The following is a 20,131-nucleotide window of genomic DNA, read 5'->3' as shown; positions in this document are numbered from 1 at the left end:
TATGGTGATGGCATTGGTGGTGGTGATGACCTGCCGTTCTATCGCAACTTCTTTGGTGGTGGCTTCGGTTCAGTGCGTGGTTATCGCGATAACTCCATGGGGCCAAAAAGTCGTTTGCTGAATACTCTTACGAATCCGCCAACATTGATAAATGGCGCAGTGGCAGAGTCGATTGGCGGCAATGTGCAAATTGAAGCAGGCATGGAGCTTATTTTCCCAACGCCATTTATGGAAGATAACAACAAGGTTCGTACCTTGGCATTCTTCGATGCAGGTAATATTTTCGATACTAAGCTGCAAGGGTTCGCAGGTGAAGACTACAAGCCATCACTCAGCAATATGCGCTACAGCGTTGGTTTAGGGCTGTCGTGGATTACGCCTATCGGGCCGCTAACATTTGCTATCGCTCAGCCACTTAGCGAAAAAGAGGGCGACGATACGCAAATGTTCCAATTTTCTCTCGGACAAGGATTCTAAGCTTAATGAAAAAACTATTAGCCAGCGTCGTGTTGGGCGCCACGTTGTTTTCAGCCCTACCAGCTTTGGCCGCCGACGGCACCAAGATCGCCATGCTTGATCGTGAGGCTGCACTTTTAGCGTCGAATGCCGCTCGTACCGCACAAGAAAAGCTAAATGCTGAGATGAAGCCACAGCGTGATCGTCTTGATGCTTTGCGTAATGACATTAAAGCCATGGAACAACGCTTTCAAAAAGAAAGCGCAACCATGTCCGAGAGCAATAAAAAAGCGCTGCGTGATCAAGCAGATAAGAAGGCTCAGGAGTTCAATACGCTGATCCAGCAAGTGCAAGAGCGTACTCAGCAAGCGCAACAGGATTTACTTAAGCGCCTGCTGCCAAACTTAGAAGGTATTTTGGATGATCTGCGTAAAGCAGGCGACTATGACATCATTCTTGATCGTCGTTCGGCGGTCTACGTCGCGCCTGAATTAGATCTAACTAAGCGTGTGGTTGATCGTTTAAACGCGGGTAAATAAGTCATGACTGCTGCCGACATCAGTTTAGGTGAGCTGGCAGCAGCAGTCGGTGCTGAGCTGCGCGGCGACCCCGCACAGCGTGTGAGCGCCATGAATACCTTGGCGGCTGCGCAAGGGCACGAGCTTGCCTTTTTAGCCAACCCAAAATACCGCAATCAGCTCATGTCGACCAATGCCGGCGCGGTCTTATTGCGCCCCGATGATTTGGGCGACTTCACAGGAAATGCCTTACTACTGGCTAACCCTTACTTAGCTTTCGCGACCTTGTCACATCGCTTTGATCGCACGCCTAAGCCCGCCACAGGCATTCATGCCAGCGCTGTTGTGGCTGAAACTGCCGTGCTCGGAGAGGGCGTTAGCATTGCCGCGCAAGTAGTCATCGGCGAGGGTGTACGCATCGGTGCCGGCAGCATTGTGGAAGCTGGCAGCGTTATTCACGATCGTGTGGTGCTGGGTGAGGGCTGCCGTATTCGCAGTCGAGTTGTTATTTACCACGACTGCCGCTTAGGCAATCGCGTACAAATCCATAGCGGTGCAGTCATCGGTGGCGACGGTTTTGGCTTTGCTAATGAGCGCGGTCACTGGCGTAAAATTGCCCAGCTTGGTGCTGTCGTCATACACGACGATGTCGATATTGGCGCCAATACCACTGTCGATCGTGGCGCATTGGAAGACACCGAAATTCATACCGGCGCGATCATCGATAACCAAGTGCAAATTGCCCATAATGTGGTGATTGGCGCGCATACAGCGATTGCCGCGTGTTGCGGAATTTCTGGCAGCACAGAAATCGGCGCGCACTGCATTTTAGCTGGCGGCGTTGGTGTGGTGGGACATATTAAAATTTGTGATGGCGTACAAATCACCGGTATGACCATGGTGACAAAGTCGATTACTGAGCCGGGATCATATTCATCAGGCACGGCTTTTGATCGCACAGAGTCTTGGAAAAAAATGGCGGTGCGCCTGCGACGACTAGATGATCTTGTCACGCGCGTGCAGCGATTAGAAAAAGCCCGCGACTAAGAATGGTCGTTGTGTGGCTTTAGGTTCATCCTAGGCCGCTCGGAGAGAAAATATGTTAGATATTCAGCAGGTTATGCATTATTTGCCGCAGCGCTACCCGTTCTTGTTTGTCGATCGCGTGACTGAGATTGAAAAAGGTAAGCGCATTGTTGGCTATAAAAACGTCACTATTAATGAGCAGTTTTTTCAGGGTCATTTCCCCGCGAAGCCGATCATGCCCGGTGTTTTGATGATTGAGGCGATGGCGCAAATTGCCGGTATTTTAGGCTTTTACACCTATGAGAAAAGCCCTGAAACCGGCCACTTGTATGTCTTTGCTGGCGCCGATAATGTGCGCTTTAAGCGTCAAGTCGTGCCGGGTGATCAGCTAGTGTTAGAGGCAGTTGCGACCGGCTCACGCCGTCATATTTATAAATTTTCGTGTCGTGCTCTAGTCGATGGTCAGCTCGCCGCGAGTGCCGACATTATCATTGCCGAGCAGACGCTATGACACAAATTCACTCGACGGCGATTGTCGATGCCAAGGCTGAGCTAGCAGATGACGTTTGCATCGGTCCCTACAGCATTGTAGGCCCAGATGTAGTGATTGGTGCCGGCACTTGGGTTGGGCCACACGCAGTCATTACTGGCCCAACGGTGATTGGTCAGCGTAATCGTATTTATCAGTTCGCCTCGGTAGGCAGCGATTGCCAAGATAAGAAGTACCGTGGTGAGCCTACGCGCTTGGAAATCGGTGACGATAACGTCATTCGCGAGTCGTGCACGCTGCATCGCGGCACTATTCAAGACCAAAGCCTAACGCGCATTGGCAGCCGTAACTTGCTCATGGTCAACACCCATGTTGCCCATGATGTGATCATTGGTGACGATGGTATTTTCGCCAATAACGTCGGCATTGCCGGCCATGTCGTTATTGGCGACAACGTGATTATTGGCGGCAACTCCGGCATTCATCAGTTCTGCCGCATTGGCTCGCACGCCATGCTTGGCGGCGGCACCACTTTGTTTAAAGATATTCCTGCCTATGTCATGGCCAGCGGCAATCCCGCTGAAGCCCGCGGCATGAATTTCGAAGGCATGAAGCGCCGTGGTTGGTCATCACAAACGCTAAATGCCTTACGCAAAGCCTATAAAGCGGTGTATCGCGATGGCCTAACGCTAGAGGCAGCTTATCCAGTGCTAGAAGCTTTGGCCGTGGATGCGCCAGAAATTCAGCTGTTTATCGACACATTGCGTGAGTCCACCCGCGGCATCGCGCGTTAATACTGTTGATAAGTCTGCTGTTCTTATACGCATGAAGTGAGTGAGCTGATGAATTCGCCAGGCCCCATCTTTGGCATCGTCGCCGGTGAAGCCTCTGGCGACACGCTCGGCGCCGACCTCATTCGCGCCTTAAAAGTGCAGCACCCTAATGCGCGATTTATTGGTATTGCCGGCCCGCAAATGCTCAGTGAGGGTGCTGAAACATTAGTGCCGATGGAGCGCTTGTCGGTGATGGGCTTGGTCGAAGTATTGGGCCGCCTGCGTGAATTATTCGGCATTCGCGATCAGCTTATTGCGCATCTGCTTGAGCAAAAAATCGATGTCTTTATTGGCATTGATGCGCCTGATTTTAATTTACGCATTGCTGCCGAATTAAAAGCAAAAGGCCTGCGCACCGTGCATTACGTTAGCCCTTCGGTGTGGGCTTGGCGTCAGGGCCGTGTTCACGGCATTCGCGCCAGCGTTGATTTAATGCTGTGTTTATTGCCATTCGAAAAAGCCTTTTATGACCAACACGATGTCGATGCTGTCTTTGTCGGCCATCCACTCGCCGACTCCATGCCGCGCATTAATGACACCGCCGCTGCACAACAGCGTTTAGGCCTTACGCCTGCGCCTTATGTTGCGCTATTACCGGGCAGTCGTCGTGGCGAGGTGGCGAGTTTGTTGCCATTACTATTGGAAGCCGCGCGAGGCATCCACGCTAAGCGTCCAGACTGCGTATTTCTCATTCCTGCCATCAACGCCGAGCGCCGTGCTGATATCGATGCCTTAGTCGCAGACTATTCTGAATTAAGTATTCGTGTTTTCGATCAACGCTTAGGCGCTGGTGTTGGCCGTGAAATCATGGCCGCCGCCGATGTTGTTGCCCTGGCGTCAGGTACTGCCACGCTAGAAGCATTATTGCTAAAAAAACCAATGGTGGTGACTTATCGCCTGCATTGGCTAACCTGGCTAATTGCGCGCTTTTTGGTGCGCATACCATTCGTTAGCCTGCCAAATCTGCTCGCTGGTCGTCGCATCGTGCCCGAGCTTCTGCAAGGCCAGGCTAATCCGAAAAATATCGCCCATGAAGTGCTGGCTTGGCTCAATGATCCCGTACGTGTGAGCGAGACAGCCGCTAGCTTTGAGCATTTTCATCAGCAATTAGCACGCAATGCCAGCGTTACCGGTGCGCACGCTATTACTGAGCTGCTTGCCAAGCCTGTGCGTGTGCCATGAGGCTAGTCGCCGGCGTTGATGAAGTAGGCCGTGGACCATTGGTTGGTGCAGTGGTCACGGCTGCGGTGATCCTGAACCCATTAAAACCGATAGCTGGCTTGGCAGACTCAAAAAAGCTCACCGCTGCGCGGCGTGAAGCCTTGGCCGTAATCATTGAGCGCGATGCTTTGGCGTGGTCGCTTGGCCGTGCTGAGCCAATTGAGATCGATGAACTAAATATTTTACAAGCGACCATGCTAGCGATGCAGCGTGCTGTGGCGGCGCTTAGCCTTCAGCCAGACCATGTCTTGATTGATGGCAATCGCTGCCCGGTATTGCCGATGACAGCAGAAGCTATCGTTAAAGGCGATGGCACGGTGGCAGAAATCAGTGCCGCAAGCATCTTGGCGAAAGTCGCTCGCGACCGCGAGATGGCTGAATTGCACGCCACGCATCCGGGTTATGGTTTTGATCGTCACAAGGGCTACCCAACGCCTGCGCATTTGAGAGCGCTCGCTGAACTTGGCCCCTTGCCCCAGCATCGCCGCTCGTTTGCGCCGGTGCGTCAGTCTTTAGCGATGAGTGCTCCATGACCGGTTTTGTGCATTTACGCGTGCGTTCTGAGTTTTCCCTGCAAGACTCTATCGTGCGAATTCCCGCCCTAGTCTCAGCCTCATTAAAGGCTGAGATGCCGGCGGTGGCGATGGCCGACTTGATGAATGTCTACGGCTTGGTGAAGTTCTTTAAAGCCGCTCAGAAAAAAGCCATCAAGCCGATTTTCGGTGCTGATATTGTTATTCGCAATGGCGAGTCGCTGAACCTAGTGACGGCGCTAGTGATGAATCACGCCGGCTATTTAAACCTTATCGCCTTGCTGTCTGAGGCTTATATTTCAGGTCAAGAGCAAGGCCGACCAGTTCTGGCGTATAGCGAGCTCCAAGCGCGAAATAACGGCTTAATTTTTCTGCTCAGCCGCACCAGCGATGTCGGTCAGGCCTTAATCGGTAGCGATATTGCCCAAGCCGACAGGCTGCTAACAGATTGGATGACACTGTGCCCATCGCGCGTGTATTTAGAGTTGCAGCGCACCGGCCGTGAAGGCGAAGAAGATCATCTGCATGCCGCTGTGGCCTTGGCCGAACGGCGTCAGTGCCCAGTAGTGGCGACCAATGATGTGCGCTTTCTCACGCCGGAAGAATTCGAGGCACATGAGGTGCGCGTAAGCATTGCGCAAAGCTATACCCTCGACGACCCGCGCCGCCCACGTGAATACAGCTCCGAGCAATACTTCAAAAGCACGGAGCAGATGCAGGAGTTGTTTAGCGACATTCCTGAGGCTTTAGCCAACACGGTTGAGATCGCTAAGCGTTGCAGTTTGAGTTTGAGCTTAGGCAAAAATTATCTGCCAGATTTTCCGGTACCACCGGGCATGACCATGGCTGAGTATTTTTCGCAGCTCTCGCATGAGGGCCTGCAAAAGCGTCTCGATAAACTCTTCGATCGCACCCGCGCCGACATGCCGGAAATCGAGGCTGAATACAAAGCGCGATTGGAGTTTGAGCTCAACATCATTAATCAAATGGGCTTTCCCGGCTACTTTCTCATCGTCATGGATTTCATTCGTTGGGCGAAAGAAAACGGTGTGCCAGTAGGGCCAGGGCGGGGCTCTGGTGCGGGCTCATTGGTGGCGTATTCGCTATTGATTACCGACCTTGATCCGATCAAATACGACTTGTTGTTCGAGCGCTTCTTGAATCCCGAGCGGGTCTCGATGCCCGACTTCGATATCGACTTTTGCATGGAAGGCCGTGATCGCGTCATCGAATACGTGGCCAATCATTACGGTCGCCAAGCCGTGTCGCAGATTATTACCTTCGGCACCATGGCGGCAAAAGCGGTCATTCGCGATGTTGCGCGAGTACTCGGTAAGGCCTATGGTTTGGCCGATCGCATGTCGAAAATGATTCCTTTTACGCCCGGAATTTCATTGCAAGAAGCGCGTGAACAAGAGCCCATGCTGGAAGAGTTACTCAGCGTGGCTGATCTCAGCGATCACGACGACGCGCTCGAAATTTGGGAAATGGCGATTCGCCTCGAAGGCATCACGCGTGGCGTTGGTAAGCACGCCGGCGGTGTTTTGATCGCACCGGGCAAGCTCACCGATTTCACCGCGGTCTATACCGACGATGAGGGCAAATGGGTCAGCCAATACGATAAAGACGATGTCGAGTCGGTAGGCCTAGTGAAGTTCGACTTCTTGGGTCTGCGCACGCTCACCATCATCGATTGGGCGTTAAAAGACATTAATGCCAAGCGTGCACGCCGCGGTGAGGCGCCGATCGAGATCGAACGCATTCCGCTCAATGATCACGAGCCTTATAAGGTCATGTCCGAGGGTAAAACCACGGCGATATTCCAGCTCGAATCGCGCGGTATGAAGGAGTTGATTAAGAAGCTGAAGCCTTCACGCTTCGAAGACGTGGTGGCGCTGGTGGCGCTGTATCGGCCAGGGCCACTAGAGTCGGGCATGGTCGACGACTTCATTAATCGTAAGCATGGCCGTGCCGAAGTTGCTTATCCGCATCCTGAGCTTGGCCCGGTGCTGGAAAACACTTACGGCGTCATCCTTTATCAAGAGCAAGTCATGCAGATCGCTCAGGTCTTGGCAGGCTATTCGCTTGGCGGCGCGGACATGTTGCGCCGCGCCATGGGTAAGAAAAAACCCGAAGAGATGGCGAAAGAGCGCGTTAAGTTCATGGAAGGTTCGGGCGCGCGCGGTGTTGACCCTGCGCAAGCCGGTGGCATTTTTGACTTGATGGAAAAGTTCGCCGGCTATGGCTTTAACAAGTCGCACTCGGCGGCTTACGCCTTGGTGTCCTACCAAACTGCGTGGCTGAAAGTGAATTATCCGGCCGAGTTTATGGCCGCCGTGTTGTCATCTGAGATGGCCAACACCGACAAAATCGTAGTCTTCATTGAAGAGTGTCGCGCCATGGGCCTGACCATTCGCCCGCCTAGCGTCAATGAGTCGGCATTCCGCTTTGTTGCTAATGATGCCGGTGAAGTGATTTACGGCCTCGGCGCTATTCGCGGTGTCGGCGAGGGCCCAGTGGCATCGCTTTTGGCGGCACGCGAAGCTGATGGTGGCTTTAAGGATCTCTTCGATTTCTGCCGCCGTATCGATTTACGCAAGCTCAATAAGCGTGCGCTGGAGGCATTAGTTCGTGCTGGCGCGCTCGATGATCAAGGCGCAAATCGTGCTGTGATCATGGCATCGCTAGAAAATGCTGTTGCTGCTGCCGAGCAACAAGCGCGCAACGACGACTGCGGCATGGTTGATTTGTTTGGCGATGTGCTCGAAGCCGCGCCCTCCGGTGACTGGTCTGAGGCCATGGAATGGAGCGAAGATGAGCGCTTGCAGGCCGAAAAAGAAACACTCGGGCTTTACCTCACGGGTCATCCAATTGATCAATATGAAGCTGAGCTTAGCCGCTTGGTAACTTGCCGCCTCGCTGAATTACAGCCCACGCGCCGCGGCCAAAATACGACTGTTGCTGGTTTGCTAATGGGCCATCGCATCATGAAAGGTGCTCGTGGTTCACGCGCATTTTTGACCATTGATGACCGTACGGCACGTGTTGAAGTGACTGTATTTAGTGAAGTTTTAGAGCAAGTTAGGCCGCTATTAAGCAGTGATAGCGTGCTCGTTATTGAGGGTGAAGTCTCGATGGATGAGTATGCGGGCATGCTCAAGGTCGTGGCTAAATCGATTCAACCTTTAGTCGATGCTCGTACGCGCTTGAGCAAGGGCTTGGAGCTCACTGTACCCGTTGCCTTGGGTCTGCGTGGAGTTCACGACCTAACCGAATGGCTACAAACCCAGCGCCAAGCCGAGGGTGCTATGCTGCGTTTTCGTGTGCAACATCCAGCCGCGCAAGCTACATTACTGGGCAGCGAGCAGTGGCGAGTAAAACTGACCGATCCATTGCTGCGCGGTTTACGCCAGCGCCTGGGTCACGATAGTGTGCGTGTACTGTACTAAGTAGTGGGTTTGCGCGCCGCGCCGTGTCAGCTACACTCGGTGCATAGTTAATGAGAGCGTTTCATGAATCCCGATTATCTCGATTTTGAACAACCTATCGCTGAGCTTGAAGCCAAGATTGAAGGGCTAAAGCAAGTTGGCGATGGCACCAGCTTAAATATCGATGACGAGGTCGCCCGGCTGCGTAAAAAAAGCCTGGCTCTCACTGAAGATATTTTTTCCAAACTAACCTCGTGGCAAGTCTCACAGATCTCGCGTCATCCGCGCCGTCCTTACACCATGGACTATGTTCAGCGCCTATTTACCGATTTCGATGAGCTCCATGGCGACCGTAGCTTCTCCGACGATGCCGCACTGATTTGCGGTACTGCGCGCTTTATGGGCGAGCCGGTGATGATCATTGGTCATCAGAAGGGCCGCGATGTGCGCGAGAAAGTGCGCCGTAACTTTGGCATGCCGCGCCCAGAAGGCTATCGCAAAGCCTTACGCCTGATGGAAATGGCTGAGCGCTTTAGAATGCCCATCTTTACTTTTATCGACACGCCAGGCGCTTATCCTGGTATCGATGCTGAAGAGCGTGGCCAGAGTGAGGCCATCGCAAAAAATTTAGCGGTCATGTCGCGTCTGAAAACACCAATCATCTCGACTGTGATTGGTGAGGGTGGCTCCGGCGGTGCCTTGGCTATTGGTGTTTGCGACAGCTTATTGATGCTGCAATACAGCACTTACTCGGTGATTTCCCCAGAAGGCTGCGCTTCTATTCTGTGGAAAACCGCTGCAAAAGCACCTGAAGCGGCAGAGGCAATGAACCTCACTGCCTCGCGCCTACACTCATTAGGCTTTGTTGATGATTTAGTCAGTGAGCCTTTGGGTGGCGCACACCGCGACTTTGATCGCGTTGCCGATAGCCTGCGCAAAGCGCTGCTAAGCCAGCTGAAAAAGCTACGCAGCCTAGATCACGACAGCCTGCTAAATCGCCGCTACGATCGCCTGATGAGCTATGGCAATACCGAGCAGCTAGCCAGCGAATGAGCCCAGTTGCCGCGCTCGACGCGTTTTTGCGCGCGCGGCAGCTCGATGCCCCTAGCATCACGGGTCTTGTCGTAGCGCTTAGCGCCGGCCCCGACTCCTACGCTTTACTCTGCGCCGCTAAGCATGCTGCCTCAGCCTTAGACTTTCGGCTGCGCGCAGTGCATGTGCATCACGGCCTTCACCCCGATGCCGACAGCTGGGCGATGCTTGCTGAACAGCAAGCGGCGGCCTGGCAAATTCCTCTACAGATTTTGCGTGTCCAAGTGCCGGTGCAAGCTAGCATTGAGGATGCCGCACGGCGGGCACGCTACGATGCCATTGCCGCGCTTATGAGCGAGAGCGAAGCGCTGCTGCTGGCCCACCATCAGGATGACCAAGCCGAAACGCTGTTGCTGCGACTGATGCGTGGTGCAGGTGTGCAGGGCTTGGCGGCTATGCGCGAGCAGAGTTTGTGGCGTAGCAGTAATACGCAGTTACCTGCGATGTTGCGCTGGCGGCCATGGCTTGGCCAATCGCGACAGGCCATCACGAGTTGGCTTAGCAGCATTAGTGAGCTACCCGTTGTAAAAGATCCTGCCAATGCCGATCCGCGCTTTGACCGCAGCTTATTACGTCATCAGCTATTGCCTCTGCTGCAACAGCGCTGGCCCGAAGCATCGCAGTTATTGGCTCGTAGCAGCCAACAACTGGCGCAGCAAGCCGATGCCTTAAATGAGCTTAGCGATGACCTTTTGCAGCAGCTCAGCGGTGATGGCAAAACTTTAGATATCCCAGCACTCAATGCGCTGAGCGAAGCCAGCCGTCAGGCGGTCATCGCGCGTTGGTTGCAGCGCAAGGGTGCACCGACATTACCGCATCGCTATTGGCCACGCGTGAAGCAAGAGTTATTGCAAGCACGCGCCGATGCTCAGCCGCAGTTGGCGTGGGCCGGTTGGTCGCTGCGGCGTTATCGTGAGCGTTTATATCTGCGCCACGATGAGCTGATTAGCGAATTACCAGCAGCTATCAACTGGCCTAATCCGCTTGAGCCTATCGAGTGGGCAGGGCGCTTATGGTCGCTAAATGAGCTATGCCCGCATTTAAATAGAAACGACCAATTACTCGAGATGCCATGGCGTATAGCTCCGCGCGTTGGTGGTGAGCGGCTGCTGATTGACTCGAGTTGTCTTAAGGAAGCCTCAGCGCTAAAAGATCAGCAGCGCAGCGTTAGTCTGAAAAACTGGTGCCAAGAGCAGAGTATTCCGCCATGGCAGCGCGATCGCCTAATATGTATTTGGGCCGGTGAGATAGTGGTGGCGGTACACCTAATGACCGATGAAGCGTAAGTAAGCCCCATACATACTCTTGATTAGGAGCCAATACCATGACATCTGTGACAAAGGGCAGCGCCTTAGCGCTTGGCATATGCGTTGTATTGGGTCTGTCGGCCTTAGGCTATCAATTGGCCGATGCCGCTGTATCGGTGAAAGCCATGGAGCGTACAGTGAGCGTGAAGGGCTTATCTGAGCGCGATGTTGATGCCACTACGGCGGCATGGCCGATCCGCTATCAAGTTGCTGAAAATGACCTAGATAAACTGTATTTAGACGTTGAAAAAAACCAACGCATGATCAGTGTTTTCTTGAAAAAGCATGGCTTAAGCGATGATGAAATTTCTTTGGCGCCACCAGTTATTGCCGATGCTTATGCCAATCAGTGGGGCGATAAAAGTCAGATTAAGTTTCGTTACACCGGCGAAGGCGATGTAACGGTATTCACCACCAAGGTAGATGCGGTACGCAAAGCCATGGCGAGCTTGCTGGAATTGGGTAAGCAAGGCGTGGTGGTGTCAGTCACCAAAGAAGATATCCAGCGCGTGTTTAGCTATGAGGATTTAAGCAAAATTAAGCCAGCGATGATTGAGGAGGCAACTAAAAATGCCCGTGCAGTCGCTGAAAAATTTGCCCAAGACTCCAATAGCAAGTTGGGCAAAATCAAGTCAGCTCAGCAAGGGCAATTTAGCATCAACAACCGCGATGACAGCACGCCGCACATGAAGCGCGTGCGCGTGGTCACCACGGTTGAATATTACTTATCCGATTAAGGCTTAGCCTCGACCAAAGGCGGCTTTCAGTGGTGCGGTAACGCGACTAAGGCCGCTAGGTGCGCGCGCCGGCTTGCCATCGAACTGCAAATAGCCATCATCGATAGGCGTAAAGCGCATCAGCGGAACATCACGCAGGTAGTCTTGCACTACGCGAAATGGCGCCTTGCTGCCTTGGCGCGGCAAGCTGTCAGCTGCACGTTGAATATAGCCTGAGCTTAAACTGCCGAGCACCGTATCTTCGGTGACCAAGTTGTCATGGTCGTGAACTTCTACCGTGCGATAGCCTTTTTCATCCATATGGTTGATGAGGCGGCAGACATATTCGCTGGCCAAGTCGGCTTTCAGTGTCCATGACGCATTGGTGTAGCCAAACACCATGGCGGCATTGGGTATGCCTTCGACCAATACGCCTTTATAGGTCAAGCGTGTCTTAGCGGCCGCAGATTTATTGTCGACCTTCAAGTTCATGCCGCCGGTCATTTGCACATCGAGACCTGTCGCCGTGATGATGATATCGGCTGGAATTTCCTCGCCCGATTTCAGCAAAATGCCGTTTGTAGTGAATTTTTCAATGTGGTCGGTGGTAATGCTGGCTTTGCCTTCACGCAGAACTTTAAATAGATCGCCATTGGGCACTACGCATAGGCGCTGATCCCAAGGTTGGTAGCTGGGCGTGAAGTGCCTCATGTCGATGCCGCTACCCGCAAGCTGCTTCTTCACCATGCCTAGCAATAGGCGTTTGACTGCCGCAGGGCGTTTGCGGGAGGCCTGAAATAGCATGCGCTGTAGGCCGATATTGCGGATACGATTGAGGCGATAAACAGCCTTTTCGGGCAATACTTTTTGCAGTGCACGCGCTACTGGGTCAATGGCAGGCACCGACATAATGTAGGTCGGTGAGCGCTGCAACATGGTCACGTGAGCAGCTTTGTCGGTCATGGTTGGCAGCAAGGTGATTGCCGTGGCGCCGCTACCGATAATAACCACGCGCTTACCGCTGTAGTCGAGGTTTTCTGGCCAAAACTGTGGATGAATAATGTCGCCTTTGAAGGCTTTTTCATTGGGGAATGTTGGGCGGTAGCCCTTGTCATAGTTGTAGTAGCCGGTGCAGACCATTAAGAAGTTGGCGGTGAATTTCTCTGACTCGCCGCTTGCTTCGTCTTTGGCTTCGACAGTCCAAAGACCAGTTTTGGTCGAGAAGTTTGAGTTGATGACTTGGCGGCCATAATGAATTTTTTTATCTACGCCATACTCTTTTGCCGTATCAGTCATGTACTGCTTGATCGACGGGCCATCGGCCAATACGCGCGACTCAACCCATGGCTTGAAGCTGTAACCAAAAGTGAACATATCGGAGTCGGAGCGAATGCCGGGATAGCGAAATAAATCCCAAGTACCACCAATGGCCTGACGGCGCTCGAGTATGGCAATCGATTTAGTCGGGCAGTTGCGGCTGAAGTGGCAGGCTGCACCGATACCAGAAAGGCCGGCGCCGATGATCAAAATATCGTGATGTTGAGTGGACATTAATTAGGTCTCAGGAATTGAACTCGAGATACGCTAAAGTTTTTCCAATCAGTGGTCAATCAATTTTGACAGTGAGCACTGTAACATTTGTCAGGTTGGGGCTTTATGGGGCGGCTGGGCGGCCGTGAAAGCCGCCCAGCACAAGGCTTAGAGCTTGCGCAAGACTAAGCTGGCATTGGTGCCACCAAAGCCAAAACTATTGCTCATGATGGTTTTTAAACCGGCATTATCAATTCGTTTTAAGGCAATTGGCAGGCCTTCAGCCTCTGGATCTAGTGTCTCAATATTGGCTGAGGCGGTGACAAAATCATTGGCGAGCATGATTAAACAGTAGATCGTTTCTTGAGCGCCGGCAGCGCCTAAAGAGTGGCCAGACAGTGATTTTGTCGAGCTAATGGCGGGGGCTTTATCGCCAAAAACTGCACGAATGGCTTTGAGTTCGGCTAAATCGCCTACCGGTGTAGAAGTGCCATGGGTGTTTAGGTAATCGATAGGCGTATCGACAGTTTGCAGTGCCATATTCATGCAGCGCTCAGCACCTTCGCCGCTAGGGGCGACCATGTCATGGCCATCGGAAGTGGCGCCATAGCCAACGATTTCCGCCAAGATAGTCGCGCCACGAGCAATCGCGTGATCATAGGACTCGACGACAACCATGCCGGCACCACCAGCAATGACGAAGCCATCGCGATTGGCGTCATAGGCACGTGAGGCTTTTTCGGGAGTGTCGTTGTATTTGCTCGACATCGCGCCCATGGCATCGAACATGCACGACTCTTCCCAAGCTTCTTCTTCGCCGCCACCGGCAAATACCACGTCTTGCTTGCCGAGCTGGATGAGTTCGGCGGCATGACCAATGCAATGCGCGCTAGTCGCGCAAGCGGAAGCGATGGAGTAGTTCACGCCCTTGATTTGGAAGGCAGTGGCGAGGCAGGCCGACAATGTAGAGGACATGGTGCGTGGCACCATGTATGGGCCAATGCGCTTTACGCCTTTTTCGCGGGCGATGTCGGCGGCGGCCACTTGGTTGGTGCTTGATGCGCCACCAGAGCCTGCCACCAGACCGGTGCGGGGATTAACGATTTGCTCAGAGCTGAGGCCGGACATTTCGATGGCGCGAGTTAGTGCAACATAGCCATAGGCTGCAGCATCGCCCATAAAGCGGCGCATTTTGCGGTCAATCAAGGCATCTAGATCGAGGTCACGAATGGAGCCGCTGACTTGGCTGCGAAAGCCCATTTCGGTATATTTTTCATTGGCACGGATGCCGGAAATGCCGTTAAACAGGCTGTTTTTTACAGTTTCGGTGTCATGACCAAGGCAGGAAACAATGCCGTAGCCAGTAATGACGACGCGGCGCATAGGATGCTCCAATTAGAAGTTTTCAGTGCTGGTAAAGAGGCCAACACGCAAGTCGCTAGCAGTGTAGATTTCGCGGCCATCGAGCAATACTCGACCATCAGCGATGCCCATGACCAGCTTGCGTTCGACTACACGGCGGATATTGATCTCGTAGCGCAATACTTTTGCTGTGGGCAAAACTTGGCCGAAGAACTTCACTTCGCCAGCGCCTAAGGCTCGGCCGCGGCCAGGGTTGCCGCGCCAGCCGAGATAAAAGCCGAGTAGTTGCCACAATGCATCGAGGCCTAAGCAGCCGGGCATCACAGGGTCGGTTTCAAAGTGGCACTGAAAAAACCACAGGTCTGGATGGATATCGAGTTCGGCGATGATTTCGCCTTTGCCGTTTGTGCCGCCTTCGCGTGAGAGGTGAATGATGCGATCCATCATCAGCATATTGGGTAATGGCAGGCGGGCGTTGCCTGGCCCAAAGAGTTCCCCACGAGCGCAGGCAATAAGCTCTTCGCGGCTAAACTGGGTTTGCTGATAAACGTCGCTCATAGATTTCCTTAGGCAGTTTTTTCGTGCGCCCATGGTAGCAAGGGCATTGGGGGAGAATGCCGACCCATTAGTCTTAGAGTTGTTTCTAAATGTGTTTTTGGTCCTTTGCAAAGGCTTAACAAAGCAGCAATTTGAATGACTTAGCGGTGTAACTGGACAGGGTGGGCAGCGCAGGTATGATGGCGACCTGATACGCGTGCTGATATGGCATTAGGAGAACGTTATGTGGGTTGAACTCGGTCAATTTGCGCTGGTATTGGCAGCCATCGTGGCCTTAATTCAGGGCACCTTGCCGTGGTTGGGCATAGTTCGCGGTGAGCCCCGTATTCAGGCTGTCGCACGAACAGCAGCCTATGCTCAGTTCGGCCTATTACTGTTGTCATTTATTGGCCTAACGGCAGCGTTTTTGCTGAATGACTTCAGCGTTGACTATGTTGCGCGCCAATCCAATACGCTGCTGCCATTTTGGTACAAAATTTCCGCCGTTTGGGGTGGCCACGAAGGCTCCTTATTGCTCTGGGTACTCGTGCTAGCGGGCTGGACTGCTGCTGTCGCACGCTTTTCGCAAGCACTGCCTTTGATCATGACCGCGCGCGTACTCGCCATTTTGGGCCTAATCAGCACGGCCATGATGAGCTTTGTCTTATTCACATCAAACCCATTCAACCGCCTATTTCCCGACTTCCCTATTGAGGGCAATGACCTCAATCCCTTGCTGCAAGACCCCGGCTTAATCTTCCATCCACCCATGCTTTATATGGGCTATGTCGGCTTTGCTGTGCCTTTTGCTTTCGCGCTGGCGGGCTTGCTTAATGGCCGCCTTGATTCGGCTTGGGCACGGTGGTCACGGCCGTGGGCATTGGCGGCGTGGGCATTTTTAAGCGTAGGCATCGCCTTAGGATCGTGGTGGGCATATTACGAACTCGGCTGGGGCGGCTGGTGGTTTTGGGATCCAGTTGAGAATGCTTCATTTATGCCATGGTTAGCGGGCACGGCCTTGCTGCACTCATTGGCGGTAACAGAAAAGCGCGGCGTATTTAAAGCCTGGACTGTGTTGCTGGCTATTATTGCCTTTGCTTTGAGCTTGTTGGGTACTTTCTTGGTGCGATCAGGCGTGCTGACTTCGGTGCATGCTTTCGCTTCGGACCCCTCCCGCGGCTTGTATATCTTAGCGATCTTGATTGTGGTGATTGGCAGCTCATTGGCCTTGTTTGCTTGGAAAGCGCCGAGTTTGCAAAGCGAGAGTAGGCACACCACGGTGTCGCGCGACTTTTTCTTGATGATTAACAACCTATTCCTGCTCACTGCGACCGTGACAGTTTTGCTCGGCACCTTATTTCCGCTAGTCGCAGACGCGCTAGATCTTGGCAAGCTATCGGTTGGGCCTCCGTACTTTAACTTGCTGTTTGTGCCGCTGACTTTGGTACTGATGGTGTTTATGGGCATTGGTCCGCACATCAATTGGAAGCGCGACACCTTGAGTAAGCGCCTGCTGCCCTTGTGGCGCGTGCTGATTGCCGCGGTAGTGGCGGCGATTGCGCTACCACTATTGGTCTATGGCGATCTGCCATGGCTAGTTGCACTCAGCATTGGCTTGTCGGCATGGGTCTTAGGTGCTTTATTTGAAGATGTACTGGTGAAGACGCGCCATGCCAGAACGCGTTGGCTGGGCCTAAAGAAACTTACTCCTAGTTATTGGGGCATGCAGCTGGGCCATATTGGTCTGGTCATGGTGGTTTTGGGTGTGGCAATGACCTCGCATTACAGCGTGGAAAAAGATGTGCGCTTAGCTCCCGGTGAGACACTAACTGTCGGCGATTATGTATTTCGTTTTGATGGCGTCGAAGATCATCGCGGCCCAAACTACACGGCACAACGTGGCACCTTGGTGGTGAGCTCAGGCGCGTGGTCCGAAGTGTTGCATCCGGAGAAGCGTATCTACCGCGTGCAGCAAAGCCCGATGACTGAAGCCGCCATTACCGGCACGCTCTGGCGCGATCTTTACGTCGCTCTAGGCGAGCCACTGGACAACGGCGCATGGGCAGTGCGTGTTTACGTGAAACCAATGGTGCGCTGGATGTGGTTTGGTGCTTTGGTGATGGCCTTGGGCGCACTCATGTCATTGCTCGATAAACGTTATCGCCATCGTGTCAGTGCTACGCCAACGCCGCGTGCTAGCACAGGAGCGGCGACATGAAATCATCGAGTCGCTGGTTAGTTTTCGCGTTGCCATTGGCACTGTTTTTGGCTTTGGCGCTTTTGCTATTTAGCCGCAATGGCAGTGATCCTTCATTTTTGCCTTCTGCGCGCTTAGACCACGCAGTGCCGGCTTTTAACTTGCCCAGCCTTGCTGATCCCGAGCTAAAGCTTGACGAAAGCATCTTTAAAGGCAATGTCACACTGCTCAATGTGTGGGCAACATGGTGTGTTTCCTGCCTTATCGAAAATCCTGTCATGGTTGAGTTAGCAGGCCAAGGCGTGCGCATTATCGGTGTGAACTACAAAGATAATCGGCAAGCAGCTCTGGCTTGGCTAAGCAATAACGGCAATGCCTTTGAGCAAGTCATTTTTGACGAAGATGGCAGCTTAGGCATCGATCTAGGTGTCTATGGCGCGCCAGAAACGTATCTAGTCGATGGCAATGGCATCATTCGTTATCGCGCAGTTGGCGTGCTCGACCCGAAGGCATGGCAAACCGAGTTGAAGCCACGCTATGAGGCGCTATTAGCTGAATATGCGCAGGAGGCTAAGCCATGATTCGCTATCTATTACTCAGCCTGATGCTGATTTCTGCAGCAAGCTTTGCCTCTGTTGATGTCCGCGACTTCGATACGCCACTGCAGGAAACTCGCTACCGCGCATTGATTGATGAGCTGCGCTGCCCAAAATGCCAAAACACCAACTTAGCCGGCTCTGATGCAGGCTTAGCTGGGGACCTGAAAGACCGTGTTTATGAGCAAATTAAAGCAGGCCAAAGCGATGGCGAAATTCGTGATTATTTGATCGCGCGCTATGGCGACTTCATTACCTATAAGCCGCCTGTGCGCGCCAGCACGTTTGTACTCTGGTTCGGTCCATTTATTCTGCTCATTGTGGCCGGTTTTACCATGTGGCGACGGACGCGCGGGGTGATTGCCAAGCCTAGGCCATTGTCGTCACAAGAGGCGGAGCAGCTGCAGCGTGTATTGTCCGGTGATCAGGAGCGTAGGTCATGATGAGTTTGGGTGCGGATCAAATGACCTTAGTGCCGATGGTGTTGGCGGCGATATTATTAGCGCTAGCCACGGCATTTTGCCTGCTCTGGCCATTACGTGGTGGTATGGCGGTGACAGGTCGTAGCGCGCAGGCCTTATCGAAGCAAATTTATCATGAGCGTTTGGCTGAGCTAAATGCCGATCACATGGCATCGCGCATCACCGCTGAGACCTATGCCGCGCTGAAGTTGGAGCTCGATCGCGGGCTATTAGCCGATAACCAACAAGTGGCAGATCAAAGTAGTCGGCCATTGAAAGTGGGTGGTTTGGCGCTGGCGTTATTGCTGATTGTTCCTGTCGCGAGTGTGGCGTTATGGCTTGGCGTATTTTTGAGCCCAGGTTTGGCGAAAGATACGCATAATGCTGAGCGCTTAGCGCCGACTATCGATAAGTTGCTGGCGGGGCAGGATATGGCGGAACAATCGCCAGATGCTAGTTTGCCGGACTTTATGCGTGCGCTGCAGCGTCGTGTCCAGGCCGATCCGCATAATGGCGAAGGCTGGCTAACTTTAGGCTTGGGCTTCATGCAAGCACGTGAGTTTGGTCCGGCAAAAGAGGCTTTGGCCCGTGCTGTGGAGCTTAGCCCTAGCGATATCCAAGTGGCGATGACCTATGTGCAAGCCAGCATCATGTCGCAGCAAGGCGCGATGGATTCTCTAGCTGCAAACTTGCTCAATGGTATTTTGCAGCGCGAGCCTGATCATCAAGGCGCCTTATTGATGCTTGGTATGGGCAGCTTGCGTGCTGGCGATAATGCCACGGCACTAGCGGTGTTAACGAAGCTACGAGCCCTGCGCGCGGCAATGCCTGCTGCTGAGGCAGATTCGGCGGCTGATCAACGCATTGCCGGCTTGATTGCAGAGGCCGGTAGCGCCGGTGAAGTCACGGCAGCCGCAGATACGCTATATCGCATCGAGGTCACGCTTGCGCCAGAAGTGGCACGCGCCATACCCGCCGATGCAACCTTGTTTATTTTCGCTCGCGAACCTGCCGGTATGCCGATGCCGATTGCCGCCGTGGGGCAGCCAGTGGCGCAGTTTCCGATGTCGATTGCGCTCAATGATCGCCATAGCTTGAACTCAGCAAGACTGCTGAGTTCATTCGCGGATGTGGTTATTTCGGCGAGAATATCGACTAGTGGCGATGCCACTGGGCCCGGCTGGCAAGCAGTAGCAGTACCAGTGCAGAAAGCCAGTGATCAAATAGTGCGCCTGCGAATTAGCGAGAAAGTCGAAGCGCGATAGTCCGTTGGTCGCAGCTTGGCGGTGAAAGTCTTGTGAAAAGGCGGCTTGGGCGAGTATCCTTGCCGCCTTGAGATTGGGAGTAAAATGGATGCGTATTATTCTTTTGGGAGCGCCAGGTGCTGGTAAGGGCACGCAGGCTCAGAACATCATGAGCCGTTTTGGCATTCCGCAAATCTCCACCGGCGACATGCTACGTGCGGCGGTGAAGGCTGGCACAGAGCTTGGCATTGCCGCGAAAAAGGTTATGGATGCTGGCGGTTTGGTTTCTGATGACATCATCATTGGTTTGGTGAAAGAACGTATTAAGCAGGCCGATTGCGCGCCAGGTTTTTTGTTTGATGGTTTTCCGCGCACCATCCCGCAAGCGCAAGCAATGATTGATGCCGGCGTGTCGATTGATCATGTTGTCGAAATTCGTGTTGCCGATGAAGAAATCATCGCGCGCTTGTCAGGTCGCCGCGTGCACCCCGCTTCTGGCCGTGTTTATCATGTCATGCATAATCCGCCAAAAGTTGCGGGCAAAGATGATGAGACTGGCGAAGATCTTGTGCAGCGTCCAGATG

At 53.3% G+C, this 20,131-nt stretch carries 18 protein-coding genes and 1 pseudogene; 16 read left to right on the top strand and 3 right to left on the bottom strand.

Translation table 11 applies throughout. The features are described from left to right. The 11 genes and pseudogenes from AC3DKE_RS02225 to AC3DKE_RS02175 all read left to right on the top strand — a co-directional run. A partial coding sequence (locus AC3DKE_RS02225; RefSeq protein WP_487989943.1) for a BamA/TamA family outer membrane protein occupies positions 1 to 477 on the top strand: 477 nt, incomplete at its 5' end. 5 nt (positions 478 to 482) lie between these two features. Next, on the top strand, positions 483 to 995 hold the full coding sequence (locus AC3DKE_RS02220) for an OmpH/Skp family outer membrane protein (RefSeq protein WP_340676436.1): 513 nt from the start codon (positions 483 to 485) through the stop codon (positions 993 to 995). Positions 996 to 998: 3 nt separating this feature from the next. Next, a complete protein-coding gene (gene lpxD, locus AC3DKE_RS02215) occupies positions 999 to 2,021 on the top strand; it encodes a UDP-3-O-(3-hydroxymyristoyl)glucosamine N-acyltransferase (protein WP_340676437.1) in 1,023 nt (340 codons plus the stop codon). Positions 2,022 to 2,073: 52 nt separating this feature from the next. Beyond that, positions 2,074 to 2,511 (top strand): 3-hydroxyacyl-ACP dehydratase FabZ, encoded by a 438-nt coding sequence (fabZ, locus tag AC3DKE_RS02210; RefSeq protein ID WP_340676438.1) that lies wholly within the window; start codon positions 2,074 to 2,076, stop codon positions 2,509 to 2,511. Continuing rightward, positions 2,508 to 3,284: an acyl-ACP--UDP-N-acetylglucosamine O-acyltransferase gene (lpxA, locus tag AC3DKE_RS02205; protein ID WP_379069819.1), complete on the top strand. Its 777-nt coding sequence runs from the start codon at positions 2,508 to 2,510 to the stop codon at positions 3,282 to 3,284. Before fabZ ends, lpxA begins: the two co-directional genes overlap by 4 nt. 48 nt (positions 3,285 to 3,332) lie before the next feature. Further along, entirely contained in the window at positions 3,333 to 4,505 is a 1,173-nt protein-coding gene (gene lpxB, locus AC3DKE_RS02200; protein WP_411730267.1) for a lipid-A-disaccharide synthase, read from the top strand. Next, positions 4,502 to 5,077, top strand: coding sequence for a ribonuclease HII (rnhB, locus tag AC3DKE_RS02195; RefSeq protein WP_340676441.1), 576 nt, complete (start codon positions 4,502 to 4,504; stop codon positions 5,075 to 5,077). The genes lpxB and rnhB overlap by 4 nt, the downstream gene beginning before the upstream one ends. Next, a pseudogene (dnaE, locus tag AC3DKE_RS02190) lies at positions 5,074 to 8,502 on the top strand (DNA polymerase III subunit alpha); the annotation flags it as partial. The gene rnhB and the pseudogene dnaE, both read left to right, overlap by 4 nt. A gap of 87 nt (positions 8,503 to 8,589) precedes the next feature. Continuing rightward, a complete protein-coding gene (locus tag AC3DKE_RS02185; protein WP_340676443.1) occupies positions 8,590 to 9,558 on the top strand; it encodes an acetyl-CoA carboxylase carboxyltransferase subunit alpha in 969 nt (322 codons plus the stop codon). Continuing rightward, on the top strand, positions 9,555 to 10,883 hold the full coding sequence (tilS, locus tag AC3DKE_RS02180; RefSeq protein ID WP_487989941.1) for a tRNA lysidine(34) synthetase TilS: 1,329 nt from the start codon (positions 9,555 to 9,557) through the stop codon (positions 10,881 to 10,883). The genes AC3DKE_RS02185 and tilS overlap by 4 nt, the downstream gene beginning before the upstream one ends. A 38-nt stretch (positions 10,884 to 10,921) precedes the next feature. Then, entirely contained in the window at positions 10,922 to 11,641 is a 720-nt protein-coding gene (locus AC3DKE_RS02175) for an SIMPL domain-containing protein (protein ID WP_379069806.1), read from the top strand. A 3-nt stretch (positions 11,642 to 11,644) separates the two neighbouring features. On the opposite strand, the gene AC3DKE_RS02170 is transcribed toward AC3DKE_RS02175, so the two are convergent. The 3 genes from AC3DKE_RS02170 to fabA all read right to left on the bottom strand — a co-directional run bounded on the left by AC3DKE_RS02170 (position 11,645) and on the right by fabA (position 15,070). After that, on the bottom strand, positions 11,645 to 13,171 hold the full coding sequence (locus tag AC3DKE_RS02170) for a flavin-containing monooxygenase (RefSeq protein WP_487989939.1): 1,527 nt from the start codon (positions 13,169 to 13,171) through the stop codon (positions 11,645 to 11,647). A gap of 147 nt (positions 13,172 to 13,318) precedes the next feature. Next, positions 13,319 to 14,533, bottom strand: a complete 1,215-nt coding sequence (gene fabB, locus AC3DKE_RS02165; protein WP_340676447.1) for a beta-ketoacyl-ACP synthase I — start codon at positions 14,531 to 14,533, stop codon at positions 13,319 to 13,321. A 12-nt stretch (positions 14,534 to 14,545) separates the two neighbouring features. Then, the gene (fabA, locus tag AC3DKE_RS02160) at positions 14,546 to 15,070 is read right to left on the bottom strand and encodes a 3-hydroxyacyl-[acyl-carrier-protein] dehydratase FabA (protein ID WP_340676448.1); all 525 of its coding nucleotides are present in this window, start codon (positions 15,068 to 15,070) and stop codon (positions 14,546 to 14,548) included. Between the two features lie 223 nt (positions 15,071 to 15,293). Between fabA and AC3DKE_RS02155 the strand changes: the two genes are divergently transcribed. The 5 genes from AC3DKE_RS02155 to adk form a co-directional block, all read left to right on the top strand. Next, entirely contained in the window at positions 15,294 to 17,267 is a 1,974-nt protein-coding gene (locus tag AC3DKE_RS02155; protein WP_340676449.1) for a heme lyase CcmF/NrfE family subunit, read from the top strand. Next, on the top strand, positions 17,264 to 17,827 hold the full coding sequence (locus AC3DKE_RS02150; protein WP_340676450.1) for a DsbE family thiol:disulfide interchange protein: 564 nt from the start codon (positions 17,264 to 17,266) through the stop codon (positions 17,825 to 17,827). Before AC3DKE_RS02155 ends, AC3DKE_RS02150 begins: the two co-directional genes overlap by 4 nt. Then, the gene (locus AC3DKE_RS02145) at positions 17,824 to 18,285 is read left to right on the top strand and encodes a cytochrome c-type biogenesis protein (RefSeq protein ID WP_340676451.1); all 462 of its coding nucleotides are present in this window, start codon (positions 17,824 to 17,826) and stop codon (positions 18,283 to 18,285) included. Before AC3DKE_RS02150 ends, AC3DKE_RS02145 begins: the two co-directional genes overlap by 4 nt. After that, positions 18,282 to 19,568 carry a c-type cytochrome biogenesis protein CcmI gene (gene ccmI / locus AC3DKE_RS02140; RefSeq protein WP_340676452.1) on the top strand — a complete coding sequence of 429 codons (1,287 nt, stop codon included), beginning with the start codon at positions 18,282 to 18,284 and terminating at the stop codon, positions 19,566 to 19,568. Before AC3DKE_RS02145 ends, ccmI begins: the two co-directional genes overlap by 4 nt. Positions 19,569 to 19,656: 88 nt before the next feature. Beyond that, on the top strand, positions 19,657 to 20,131 hold a 475-nt coding region (adk, locus tag AC3DKE_RS02135), incomplete at its 3' end, for an adenylate kinase (protein WP_487989936.1).

The organism is Paraperlucidibaca sp. (assembly GCF_982810325.1).
The sequence above is the reverse complement of the archived record's forward strand: the minus strand, read 5'-3'. Positions and strand labels throughout refer to the sequence as shown.

Bases quoted from the DNA above. Each gene is read 5' to 3' on its own strand.
- fabZ (WP_340676438.1), top strand. From the start codon at position 2,074: ATGTTAGATATTCAGCAGGTTATGCATTATTTGCCGCAGCGCTACCCG.
- lpxB (WP_411730267.1), top strand. From the start codon at position 3,333: ATGAATTCGCCAGGCCCCATCTTTGGCATCGTCGCCGGTGAAGCCTCT.
- ccmI (WP_340676452.1), top strand. From the start codon at position 18,282: ATGATGAGTTTGGGTGCGGATCAAATGACCTTAGTGCCGATGGTGTTG.
- AC3DKE_RS02175 (WP_379069806.1), top strand. From the start codon at position 10,922: ATGACATCTGTGACAAAGGGCAGCGCCTTAGCGCTTGGCATATGCGTT.
- fabA (WP_340676448.1), bottom strand. From the start codon at position 15,070: ATGAGCGACGTTTATCAGCAAACCCAGTTTAGCCGCGAAGAGCTTATT.
- tilS (WP_487989941.1), top strand. From the start codon at position 9,555: ATGAGCCCAGTTGCCGCGCTCGACGCGTTTTTGCGCGCGCGGCAGCTC.
- rnhB (WP_340676441.1), top strand. From the start codon at position 4,502: ATGAGGCTAGTCGCCGGCGTTGATGAAGTAGGCCGTGGACCATTGGTT.
- lpxA (WP_379069819.1), top strand. From the start codon at position 2,508: ATGACACAAATTCACTCGACGGCGATTGTCGATGCCAAGGCTGAGCTA.
- fabB (WP_340676447.1), bottom strand. From the start codon at position 14,533: ATGCGCCGCGTCGTCATTACTGGCTACGGCATTGTTTCCTGCCTTGGT.
- AC3DKE_RS02170 (WP_487989939.1), bottom strand. From the start codon at position 13,171: ATGTCCACTCAACATCACGATATTTTGATCATCGGCGCCGGCCTTTCT.
- AC3DKE_RS02220 (WP_340676436.1), top strand. From the start codon at position 483: ATGAAAAAACTATTAGCCAGCGTCGTGTTGGGCGCCACGTTGTTTTCA.
- AC3DKE_RS02145 (WP_340676451.1), top strand. From the start codon at position 17,824: ATGATTCGCTATCTATTACTCAGCCTGATGCTGATTTCTGCAGCAAGC.
- AC3DKE_RS02150 (WP_340676450.1), top strand. From the start codon at position 17,264: ATGAAATCATCGAGTCGCTGGTTAGTTTTCGCGTTGCCATTGGCACTG.
- AC3DKE_RS02185 (WP_340676443.1), top strand. From the start codon at position 8,590: ATGAATCCCGATTATCTCGATTTTGAACAACCTATCGCTGAGCTTGAA.
- AC3DKE_RS02155 (WP_340676449.1), top strand. From the start codon at position 15,294: ATGTGGGTTGAACTCGGTCAATTTGCGCTGGTATTGGCAGCCATCGTG.
- lpxD (WP_340676437.1), top strand. From the start codon at position 999: ATGACTGCTGCCGACATCAGTTTAGGTGAGCTGGCAGCAGCAGTCGGT.